Origin of the sequence: Nocardiopsis protaetiae (assembly GCF_045446735.1) — a bacterium.
Classification (GTDB): Bacteria; Actinomycetota; Actinomycetes; order Streptosporangiales; family Streptosporangiaceae; genus Nocardiopsis; species Nocardiopsis protaetiae.
Map to the genome: position 1 here is coordinate 1 of NZ_JBJJBV010000218.1, position 11,288 is coordinate 11,288.

General features: G+C 71.9%; 7 protein-coding genes and 1 riboswitch. Of the genes, 4 read left to right on the top strand and 3 right to left on the bottom strand.

Features of this window, described 5'->3' with window-relative positions; all coding sequences use genetic code 11:
• From ACJOT3_RS26155 to ACJOT3_RS26165, 3 genes are all read right to left on the bottom strand, one after another.
• On the bottom strand, nt 1-1,363 hold a 1,363-nt coding region (locus tag ACJOT3_RS26155; protein ID WP_406975764.1), incomplete at its 3' end, for a maltokinase N-terminal cap-like domain-containing protein.
• A gap of 1 nt (nt 1,364) precedes the next feature.
• Nucleotides 1,365-3,290, bottom strand: coding sequence for a maltose alpha-D-glucosyltransferase (gene treS, locus ACJOT3_RS26160; protein ID WP_406975765.1), 1,926 nt, complete (start codon nt 3,288-3,290; stop codon nt 1,365-1,367).
• Nucleotides 3,291-3,398: 108 nt separating this feature from the next.
• On the bottom strand, nt 3,399-5,369 hold the full coding sequence (locus ACJOT3_RS26165) for an alpha-1,4-glucan--maltose-1-phosphate maltosyltransferase (protein ID WP_406975766.1): 1,971 nt from the start codon (nt 5,367-5,369) through the stop codon (nt 3,399-3,401).
• 753 nt (nt 5,370-6,122) lie between these two features.
• Between ACJOT3_RS26165 and ACJOT3_RS26170 the strand changes: the two genes are divergently transcribed.
• The 4 genes from ACJOT3_RS26170 to ACJOT3_RS26185 all read left to right on the top strand — a co-directional run.
• Nucleotides 6,123-8,237, top strand: coding sequence for a transglycosylase domain-containing protein (locus ACJOT3_RS26170; protein WP_406975767.1), 2,115 nt, complete (start codon nt 6,123-6,125; stop codon nt 8,235-8,237).
• Between the two features lie 125 nt (nt 8,238-8,362).
• Nucleotides 8,363-8,468, top strand: a riboswitch (TPP riboswitch).
• A 106-nt stretch (nt 8,469-8,574) separates the two neighbouring features.
• Nucleotides 8,575-9,186, top strand: a complete 612-nt coding sequence (locus ACJOT3_RS26175) for an ECF transporter S component (protein WP_406975768.1) — start codon at nt 8,575-8,577, stop codon at nt 9,184-9,186.
• Complete coding sequence (locus ACJOT3_RS26180; protein WP_406975770.1) at nt 9,183-10,748, top strand: ABC transporter ATP-binding protein; 1,566 nt, start codon at nt 9,183-9,185, stop codon at nt 10,746-10,748. Before ACJOT3_RS26175 ends, ACJOT3_RS26180 begins: the two co-directional genes overlap by 4 nt.
• Nucleotides 10,735-11,288 (top strand): CbiQ family ECF transporter T component (locus ACJOT3_RS26185; protein ID WP_406975769.1); only part of this gene is annotated, 554 nt, incomplete at its 3' end. The genes ACJOT3_RS26180 and ACJOT3_RS26185, both read left to right, overlap by 14 nt.

Genomic DNA, 11,288 nt, shown 5'->3' on the forward strand with positions numbered 1-11,288 from the left:
CGGCCGCCGCGGCGATGGACTCCAGCGGCACCCGCAGCCAGTGCGGACGGTTGCGGGCCTCGTACAGCACCTCGTACACGGCCTTGTCGAACTCGAAGGCGCGCAGCACGGTCAGGTGCTTGTCGGGGTCGGCGCCGCCGCCGTCGGCGTACCCGCGGCAGAACGCCTCGCGGTTGGCCCGCGCCCAGGACCGCGCCGACCACTCCAGCTCCTCGTCGCCGGGGTGCTTGACCAGCAGGTACCCGGCGGCGTAGTCGAAGGAGCGCAGCATCCCGGCCACGTCCCGCAGCGGGCTGGAGGGCCGCCGCCGCTCGGCGACCGAGACGGTGGGCTCGCCCTCGAAGTCGAGCAGCACCCACCCCCCGGACCGGGTGCGGATGACCTGCCCCAGGTGGTAGTCGCCGTGGATGCGCTGGATCGGCAGCGGCTCGTCCACCTGGGCGAAGTCGGCGTAGGCCTCCATCACCCGGGGCGCGTGCTCGGCCAGTTCCGGCACCTCGGCGCTGGCCATGGCCAGCCGTTCCACCATGGCGTCGGCCAGCTCCGCGGTGGCCGTCACCGACAGCACGTCCGTGGGCAGGGTCCGGGCCAGGGAGCGGTGCACCTCCGCCGTGGTGCGCCCGAGCAGGGCGGCGTCGGCGGCGAAGGAGGTCTCCGCGGCCCGGCCCCCGCCCCGGAGCAGCGCCTCGGCGTCGGCGGTGGCCAGCACCCAGCCGTCCGAGGCCCCGGGGATGTAGTCCTGGAGCATCGCCAGCGTGGTGGGCTCGGCGAACCCGGGCAGGTCCGCCTCGATCCACCCGCACGGCCGGGCCACGTACGGCGAGCCGTACAGCGCCCGGTTGAGCTCCAGGTCCGGGTTGGGCCCGGGCCACACCCGCCGGAACGTCTTGAGGACGTAGTCCTCGCCGAACACCAGCGACGTGTTGGACTGCTCGCCGGTGAGCATCCGCCCCACGGAGCCGGTGCGGATGCGCTCACCGGGCAGGGTGCGGAACCGGACATGGCCGGCCGCCGCGGGCGCGGCGAAGCGTTCCAGCAGCATGGCGGTCAGCTGGGTGTCGTTGGCCGCGTCGTAGATGACCCGCGACCGCCCGCCCGGGGACTGGTGGACGCCGATGGCGGCGCCCGCCAGGTCCGCGGGCAGCGAGCGCGACGGCCGGGAGCCGAGCAGCACCTGGTAGCGGGAGCTGCGGCCGCGCTGTCCGGCGCGGACGACGAGCAGGTTGAGGTCGGGGCCCTCGGGGCCGGCGGACACCAGGGTGTGCCGGCTCTCGACCCGGATCTGGCGGATGGGGATCCCCTTGCCGGAGAACCAGCGCTGCCGGGGCAGCCAGACGGCCAAAAGCTCTTCGAGTTGGGACATGTCAGTCGGGCCTGTTCCCCTTCTCGCCGGAGGACGGCATCGTGACCGTGGTGTGGTGGGCGCCGCGGGTGCGGGGGGAGCGCCCGCCCAGCGCGGCCCGGGCACTGACCCCGGCCGCGGGCAGGCCGTAGGTCGGTGCGGTGTCCTCCTCGCCGACGACGGGGTCGGGGCCGGTGTCCGCGGCGGGGGGCAGCTGGAACCAGTAGAAGCCGTGTCCGGGCAGGGTGAGCAGGTACGGCAGCTCACCGATCCGCGGGAACCGCACCCCGCCCAAGCACTCCACCGGGTTCACCCCGAGGTAGCGGGACAGGTCCAGCTCCACCGGCTGCGGGTGCTTGGACAGGTTGTTGACGCACAGCATGCGGTCGTCGCCGTGCTCGCGGATGAACGCGAACACGCTCGGGTTGCTGGCGTCGAGCTCGGTGAACGCCCCGGTGCCGAACACGGGGTGCTTCTTGCGGATGTGGATCATCTGCCGGGTCCAGTTGAGCAGCGAGCCGGGGTTGGCCCGCTGGGACTCGACGTTGACCGCCTGGTAGCCGTACACCGGGTCGAGGATGAGCGGCAGGTACAGGCGCCCGGGGTCGCCGTCGGAGAACCCGGCGTTGCGGTCGGAGTTCCACTGCATGGGCGTGCGCACGGCGTCGCGGTCGCCCAGCCAGATGTTGTCGCCCATGCCGATCTCGTCGCCGTAGTACAGCACCGGCGATCCGGGCAGGGACAGCAGCAGGGCGGTGAACAGCTCGATCTGGTTGCGGTCGTTGTCCAGCAGGGGCGCGAGCCGCCGCCGGATCCCCACGTTGGCGCGCATGCGGGGTTCCTTGGCGTACTCGGAGTACATGTAGTCGCGCTCCTCGTCGGTGACCATCTCCAGGGTCAGCTCGTCGTGGTTGCGCAGGAAGATCGCCCACTGGCAGTTCTCCGGGATCTCCGGGGTCTGGGCGAGGATCTCCGAGATCGGGTAGCGCTGCTCGCGCCGCACCGCCATGAACATGCGCGGCATCAGCGGGAAGTGGAAGTTCATGTGGCACTCGTCGCCGCCGACCGAGTGGTCGCCGAAGTAGTCCACGACCTCCGAGGGCCACTGGTTGGCCTCGCTCAGCAGCACCCGGCCGGGGTAGAGCCGGTCCACCTCGGCGCGCACGCGCTTGAGGAACTCGTGCGTCTCCTTGAGGTTCTCGCAGTTGGTGCCCTCGCGCTCGTACAGGTAGGGCACCGCGTCCAGCCGGAAGCCGTCGATGCCCAGGTCCAGCCAGTAGCGCAGGACCTCCAGGATGGCCTCCTGGACGGCCGGGTTCTCGAAGTTGAGGTCGGGCTGGTGGGAGAAGAAGCGGTGCCAGTAGTACTGGCCGCGGACCTCGTCGTAGGTCCAGTTGGACGTCTCGGTGTCGACGAAGATGATCCGGGCGTCCTCGTAGCGCTCCTTGGTGTCGGACCACACGTAGAAGTCGCCGTAGGGGCCGTCGGGGTCCTCGCGGGAGGCCTTGAACCAGGGGTGCTGGTCGCTGGTGTGGTTCATCACCAGGTCGGTGATGACCCGGACGCCGCGCCGGTGCGCCTCGTCCAGCAGCTCCACGAAGTCGGCGGTGGTGCCGAACTCGGGGAGGATCTTGAAGTAGTCCGAGATGTCGTAGCCGCCGTCGCGCAGGGGGGACTCGTACATCGGCAGCAGCCAGATGCAGTCGATGCCGAGCCACTGGAGGTAGTCCAGCTTCCGCACCAGTCCGGCGAGGTCGCCGGTGCCGTCGCCGTTGGAGTCGTGGAACCCCCGGGCGAGTACTTCGTAGAAGACGGCGTTCTTGTACCAGTGGGGATCACCGGTACCGCCGGAGGACATGAGCGGGCCGGTGGCGGCCCCGGTGGCCGGCGCGAGCGGACCGTGCGCGGGGTGTTCGGGGCGACCCGGTCCGGACTCGTCGTTGCTCATCTACTGCTCCCCACCAATGAATGTTCGACATCGGATCAACGGCTGATCGGGGCATGGGAGGGGCGCCGGCGGACACCGTCCGCCGGGCCCCGGATGCTCCGCGGGCCGCTATCTGCCGTTGACGGTGAACACGTGCGCGGGACCCCGCTCGGGGTCGAGCCGGACGTAGTTCGCCGCGCCCCAGGTGTAGGCGGCACCGGTCAACTCGTCGGTCACCTTGAGTTCCTCCTCCCACGCACGGCCGATGGACGGCAGGTCCAGGTGCACCGTCGCCTCGCGGGCGCGGTGCGGGTCGAGGTTGACGACCGCGATGACGACGTCGTCGGGGTCGCCGGGGTGTTCGCCGGGGCGGCGCTTGGAGAAGCAGAGGATGTCCGGCCCGTCCACGTGGTGGAACCGCAGGTTGCGCAGCTCGCGCAGGGCCGGGTGCTCCCGGCGCAGCGCGTTGAGCCGGGTGATGAGGCCGGAGATGCTCCGTCCCTCGGCCTCGGCCGCGGCCCAGTCGCGGGGGCGGTACTGGTACTTCTCCGAGTCCAGGTACTCCTCGCTGCCGGGCCGCACGGGGGTGTTCTCGCACAGCTCGTAGCCGGAGTAGATCCCCCAGGTGGGCGAGAGCAGCGCGGCCAGGACCGCGCGGATCTCGAAGGCGGGGCGGCCGCCGTCCTGGAGGTAGGCGTTGAGGATGTCGGGGGTGTTGGCGAAGAAGTTGGGCCGCAGGTAGTGGGCGGTCTCCCGGCTCAGCTCGGTGAGGTAGTCGGTGAGCTCGTCCCGGGTGTTGCGCCAGGTGAAGTAGGTGTACGACTGGTGGAACCCGGTCTTGGCCAGGGTCCGCATCATGGCAGGGCGGGTGAAGGCCTCGGCCAGGAACAGCACGTCCGGGTGCTTCTCGGCCACGTCGGCCAGCAGCTTCTCCCAGAACGCCACCGGCTTGGTGTGCGGGTTGTCGACCCGGAAGATGCGCACCCCGTGGTCGATCCAGTGCTGGACGACGCGGCGGATCTCCTTGTACAGGCCGGGGAAGTCGTTGTCGAAGTCGAGCGGGTAGATGTCCTGGTACTTCTTGGGCGGGTTCTCGGCGTAGGCGATGGACCCGTCGGCCCGAGTGGTGAACCACTCGGGGTGCTCGGTGACCCACGGGTGGTCGGGGGAGCACTGTAGGGCCAGGTCCAGGGCGATCTCCAGGCCGTGCTCGCGGGCCTCGGAGACGAACGCGTCGAAGTCGGCGATGGTGCCCAGGTCCGGGTGGACGGCGTCGTGCCCGCCGTCGGCCGAGCCGATGGCCCACACCGATCCGGGCTCGCCCGGTCCGGCGGTGAGGGTGTTGTTGCGGCCCTTGCGGTGGGCGTGCCCGACCGGGTGGATCGGCGGCAGGTACACCACGTCGAAGCCCATGTCGGCGATGGCCGGCAGGCGCTTGGCGGCGGTGGCGAAGGTGCCGGAGACCTCCTGGCCGGGGGCGGTGTCCAGCTGGGCGCCCTCGGAGCGGGGGAAGAACTCGTACCAGGAGCCGAACAGGGCGCGTTCGCGGTGCACGACCACGCGGGTGCGCGGCGAGCGGGTGACGAGTTCGCGCAGCGGGTGCTCGTGCATGAGGGCGAGCACCTCGGGGGTGACCGCGGCGGCGTAGCGCTCGGCCGGGGTCAGCGAGGTGTCGCGCAGGGCGGCGGCGGCCCGGGTGAGCGCGGGCCTGCGGGGGACGCGGCGGGCGGCCCGGGACAGCAGCCGGGCGCCCTCCTCCAGCACCAGGTCGGTGTCCTGGTCCAGGGGGAGTTTGATCTCGGCGACGTGGTGCCAGGTGGCGAAGGGGTCGCTCCAGGCCTCGATGGCGAAGGACCACTTCCCCTCCGCGGGGAGCGAGATCTCCGCCTCGTGGCGGTCGGTCCCGGGTGCGCGCTCGCCCATGCGGACGAGGCGTTCCCGGCGGCCCTTGGGCGAGTAGACGACCACACCCGCGGCGAGGGAGTCGTGCCCTTCGCGGATGACCGTCGCGCCGACGGTGAAGCGTTCGCCGGGGACCGCTTTCACCGGGCCGAGATCGTTGTCCGGAGAGATGTCGAGGATGGGCAGGCGTCCGATCACTGGCTACACCGTAATTGTCGTGGTTCGGGCGTTTTCGGGAGGCACTTTGGTTTTCCGCAGGCGTAAATAACCCAGAGTTAATCCAAGGCAAGACGGAGTTAACGAAGGATTCGGATCAGTTTCTGTCCGGATTGCGGCTTCGGTGCACTCCGCTCTCTATCGTGTGCCCTCTCGTGTGGTTTAGCGGAGTGCCAGGGCCGGATAATTTATGTGATCCTCATCACACTAGGCGTCGGGGCTTCCTGCTGGTATTTGCCTGGTTTCACCTGGGTAAACCTCGCAAACCGGTCAGAAGGCGACAGGTGTTTCGGGCGTCTCTCTGGTTGTTCTGACATTCTCTGTGGTGAAAAGTCGGAAAACTCATCGGTCATGTTGCAGGGCTGTGGCGGCTGGGTAGGGATGACCGAATGACCCGAGGGGGAGGCGGACCTTATTGCGGACATGCCCGTGTGTCGGAATGATCTCCGCGAGTCCGCTTGTCCCAGATTGTGCACATCGTTGCAGCGCGCGGCGGCGGTCGGCTTCGTTTCGTCTCGATGTCGAGGAATTGAAATGCCCGTTTCGTTGAGGCGTGCACCTGGCGTGAGTGATGTCCGGTCTGCGGGCTTTGCCATGGATTGATGAAGAGTTTCAGTGACACGCCCGATCTCGTGCCGATCAGGGCCGTCCGTCCCTGCGAGGGTGGTCGACGCAGCAGTGCCCCGCCCGTGCCGAGCACGGGCGGGGGCCACACGGCGCAGGGGAGGGGACCACGTGACGGAGCCGAACCGGAGGGGACGGCCGGGGCCGAGGCGCAGGGCGGTCCTGGGGCTGGCGGGGACGGGTGCGCTGGCGGGACTGCTGGCCTCGGCGCTGGTCCTGCCCTGGGTGGGCGGACTGGGACTGGTCGCCCGCGACGCCGCGTCCGGGTTCATGGCGCTGCCGGCCGACCTGAGGATCGACCGCCTCACCGAGCGGGTCCTCATCACCGACGTCGACCACACGCCCATCGCCGAGGTGGCCAGGCGGGAACGCGAGGTCGTCGCCCTGGAGGACATCAGCCCCTGGGTCCCGGCCGCGCTGATGGCGGTCGAGGACGAACGGTTCTACGAACACTCCGGGCTGGACCTGCGCGGCCTGCTGCGCGCCGCCACCCGCACCGCCCAGGGCGACACCCAGGGCGGCTCGACCATCACCCAGCAGTACGTCAAGAACCTGCTCATCGAGCAGGCCACCGACGAGGAGGGCGTGCGGCGCGCCAGCGAGCGGACCCTGACGCGCAAGCTCGTCGAGCTGCGCCACGCCATCGACGTCGAGGACCGCCTGAGCAAGGACGAGATCATGCAGGGGTACCTCAACCTCGCGTACTTCGGCTCCGGCGCCCACGGCATCGAGATCGCGGCCCGCCGCTACTACTCGACCACCGCGGCCGAGCTCGACCCCGGCCAGGCGGCGACCCTCGTCGGCCTGGTGCGCGCCCCCTCCTACTACGACCCGCTGTCCAACCCCGAGGCCGCCGCCGAACGGCGCGACCTGGTGCTCGACCGCATGGTCGCCACCGGGCACCTGGACGAGGCGGAGGCCGCCGGGTACCGCGGGGCCGACCTGCGGCTGGAGCCCACCCCGCGCGGCGGCAGCTGCTACCACAGCGAGCAGCCGTTCTTCTGCGACTACGTGATGCGCTGGCTCCAGGAGTCCGAGGAGTTCTCCGAGGACCCCGACGAACGCGACTTCCTGCTGGGCCGCGGCGGCATCACCGTGCGCACCACCCTGGACTCGGGGATGCAGGAGGCCGCCCAGGAGGCCATCGACGCCCGGGTGCCGCCGGGGGACACCACCAAGTTCGCCGCCCAGGTGCTGGTGGAGCCCGGGACCGGCAAGGTCCGGGCGATGGCCCAGAACATGCGGTACGGGTTCGACGAGGAGGAGGTCGGGACGACCTCCATCAACCTGGCCGTCGACCACGCGGACGGGGGCTCGCACGGGTACCAGGCGGGATCCACGTTCAAGGCGTTCACCCTGGCCGCGGCGCTGGACAAGGGGATGAAGTACGGCACGAGCTTCGACTCGCCCAAGAGCGTCTCGGTGAGCGGGATGGCCAACTGCGAGGGCGGGACGATGTCCACGTGGAAGGTGAGCAACGCGGGCGAGAGCGATGAGGGCTCGCACAACATGATCAGCGGGACCAAGGGGTCGGTGAACACCTACTTCGCCCAGCTCCAGCGGCGGGTGGGGCTGTGCGCCACGGCCGAGATGGCCGAGCGGACCGGCGTGCACCGGGCCGACGGCGAACCGCTGGGCGTGTGGAGCTCCTTCACCCTGGGGGACCAGGAGGTCTCGCCGCTGACCGTCGCCAACGCCTACGCCACGTTCGCCGCGCGGGGCGTGTACTGCGAGCCGCGCCCGGTGTCCTCGGTGACCATCGGCCGGGAGGGCGACGAGGACTTCCGCGAGATCCGGATGCGCTCGCACTGCGACGAGGAGGCGGTGCCGGCCCACGTGGCCGACGGCGTCAACCACCTGCTCCAGCAGACCTTCAAGGGCGGTACCGCCAACGGGCTGGGCATCGGCCGCCCGGCCGCGGGCAAGACCGGCACCACCGACAACGCGGCCTACGCCTGGTTCGCCGGGCACACGCCGAACCTGGCCTCGGCCGTGGTGGTCGGCGACATCCGCGGCGGGGAGAAGAACCCGCTCCAGGGGGTGTGGATCGGCGGCCGCTACTACGGGATCGTCTACGGCGGCACCCTGCCGGGGCCGATCTGGCAGGCCACGATGTCGCGCGCCACGTCCGACCTGCCCGCGGAGTCCTTCGCCCCGTCGCCGTCCCGCTACGGCGACCCGTCCGCGACCCCGCCCAAGAAGAAGGAAGACGACGACAGCGCCTGACCGCCGGGCGATCGAGAGCGGTCGCGGGGGTCGGTCCCGGTGGGGGACCGGCCCTCTCGGCGTTCCGGGTGGTGAGACGGGAGGGCGTAGGGCTGGTCTTTTCCGGCATATGCCGCATAATGGGGGCGAACCGACAGGGGAGCGCATCAGCGCTGAGAGTGCGGCCCGACCGCAGACCCTTACACACCTGATCCGGGTAATGCCGGCGAAGGAAGTCGTGGGAACCGCCACCGGTGGCGCGTCTCGCGCGCCGGAGGTCCGCTTCCGGCGCCGCCGTGCCCCGGTGCCGCTCTTGGCCGTATCCGCCCCTCGTCACACCGACGAAGGGACACATCGCATGGGCACCGACACCACCTCCGGTGGTACCTGGGCCGACATCAAGGCGCGGGCGCGCGGCTGGCGCACCGTCGACATCGTCGTCGCGGCCGTGCTGGGCGTCGCCATCGGCGTCGTCTTCTGGGCCTGGGGACACCTCTGGACGCTCACCGCGCCGCTGTTCATCGGGTTCCCGCCCGCGCAGGCCGCCATCTACGGCATGTGGCTGATCTCCGGCGTCCTGGGCGGGCTCATCATCCGCAGGCCCGGCGCCGCCGTGCTGACCTCGATCGCCGCCGCCTCGGTGTCGGCGGTCCTGGGCACCCAGTGGGGGATCATGGTGATCCTCGACGGCACCCTCCAGGGCATCCTGCCCGAGCTGGTCTTCCTGGCCTTCGGCTACCGCCGCTGGGGCATGGGCGTCGCCGTCCTGGCCGCCGCCGTCGCCGGGATCTCCCCGGCCATCCGCGACAACATCGCCTACAACGTCACCTGGCCGCTGCACTACCAGGTGGTCTACGGCGTCATCGTCGTCATCAGCGCCGCGGTCATCGCCGGGATCGGCGCGCGCCTGCTCACCACCGCCCTGGCCCGCTCCGGCGCGCTGGCCCCCTTCGCCTCGGCCAAGGGCTGACCGTGGCCGACCGAGGACGCCCCGGCGCGCGCGTCGAACTCTCCGGATGGGGATGGCGGCACGCGGGCCGGGACGCGCACACCCTGCGGGGCGTCGACCTGACCATCGAGCCCGGCGAACGGGTGCTGCTGCTGGGCGCCTCCGGTACCGGCAAGTCCACCCTGCTGCACGCCCTGGCCGGGCTCACCGGCGAGGACGGGGCGATCGGCGGGGAGGAGGAGGGCCTGCTCCTGGTGGACGGGGAGCAGGCCCGCCGCGGCCGGGCCGGGGTCGGGCTGGTCGCCCAGGACCCCGAGTCGCAGATCGTCATGGCCCGGGTCGGGGACGACGTCGCCTTCGGCCCCGAGAACCTGGGCGTGCCGCCGGAGGAGATCGGCGGGCGGGTGCACGAGGCCCTGGAGGCCGTCGGGTTCCCCTACGGCCCGCGCCACCCCACCGGCGCGCTGTCGGGCGGCGAGAAGCAGCGCCTGGTCATCGCGGGGGCGATGGCGATGCGCCCGCGCCTGCTGCTGCTCGACGAGCCCACCGCCAACCTCGACCCGGCCGGGGCCGAGCTGGTGCGCGGGGTGCTGGGCCGGCTGCTGGAGCGCGCCGGCGCCACGATGGTGCTGGTCGAGCACCGGGTCGCCGAGGTCGTGGACCTGGTGGACCGGGTGGTCGTGCTGGAGGCCGGGGGCGGGGTGATCGCCGACGGGACACCGGAGGAGGTGTTCGCCGCGCACGGCGCCTCCCTGGCCGCCCGCGGCGTGTGGGTGCCCGGGCACGAGCCCGCGCCCGGCCTGGGGGCCGCGCCCGGCGGGCCGGTCCTGCTGGAGGCGCGGGGGCTGGCCGCCCGCACCCCGCCCGGGCTGGGCGTGCGCGCCGCGCCGCGGCGGATCGTCCTGGAGGAGGTCGGGGTCGCGGTGCGGGCCGGGACCGCCACCGCGCTGACCGGGCCCAACGGGGCCGGGAAGTCGACCCTGCTCACCCTGCTGGCCGGGCTGTCCAAGCCGTACCGGGGCGCGGTGCTGCCCCGCGGCCCGCTGGCCGGCGCCGACCGGCGGCCGCTGTCGCGCTGGCCCGCGCGCAGGCTGGCGCGGCACGTGGGCACCGTGTTCCAGCACGCCGAGGACCAGTTCGTCACCGGGACCGTCCGCGACGAGCTGCGGTTCGCGCCGCTGCGCGCCGGGCTGGGCGAGGCGGAGACCGAGGCGTGGGTGGGCGAGCTGCTGGAGCGCCTGCGGCTGAACGCGCTGGCGGACGTGCATCCGTACACGCTCTCCGGGGGCGAGAAACGGCGGCTTTCGGTCGCTACGGCACTGAGTTCCGGACCCTCGCACGCCCCGGACACCCTGATGCTGGACGAGCCGACCTTCGGCCAGGACACACGCACGTGGACCGAACTGGTGGAGCTGCTCGGCGAGCTGCGGTCGCAGGGCCGGGCCGTCGTGATGGCCACCCACGACGAGCTGCTGCTGCGCCACCTGCACGACGTGCGGATCAGCGTCGCCGACGGGCGGGCCCAGGAGCGGGAGACCGACCGCGAAGGCGCGGCGGAAGGAGGCGGCCGTGGCCGAGCGTGAAGGGGCCGACCGTGGAACCCCGGCGCCCGTCGTGGACACCCTCACCCTGGACCTGCCGCGCGACGGCGGCGCCCGGTACTGGCTGACCCGGTTCAACCCCGCGGCCAAACTCCTGGCCGCGCTGGTCCTGGGCCTGGGCCTGGTCCCGGCGGTGGACGCCGTCACCGGCGGCGTGGTGCTGCTGGGCGTGCTGGTCCTGGTGCCGTTCAGCGGCCTGGAGCGGCGCACCCTGCTGGTCCTGGGCGGGCCGTTCATCCTCATGGGCCTGTCCAGCGGGCTCGTCAACTACCTCTACGGCGTGGAGGGCCTGGAGGGCGCCGTGGGGGCGGCGGTGCGCCTGCTGGCCATCGCCCTGCCCGGGCTGCTCGCCGCCGCCGGCAGCGACCCCACCGACCTGGCCGACGGCCTGGTGCAGAAGCTGAAGGTGCCCGAACGCCCGGCCATGGGCGTGCTCGCCGCGCTGCGGCTGCTGCCGCTGCTCGCCGACCAGTGGCGCACCATCACCCTGGCCCGGCGGGCCCGCGGGCTGGAGGCGGGCCG

Excerpts from the sequence above, each read along its gene's own strand:
- treS (WP_406975765.1), bottom strand. The coding sequence starts at position 3,290 with ATGAGCAACGACGAGTCCGGACCGGGTCGCCCCGAACACCCCGCGCAC.
- ACJOT3_RS26175 (WP_406975768.1), top strand. The coding sequence starts at position 8,575 with ATGGGCACCGACACCACCTCCGGTGGTACCTGGGCCGACATCAAGGCG.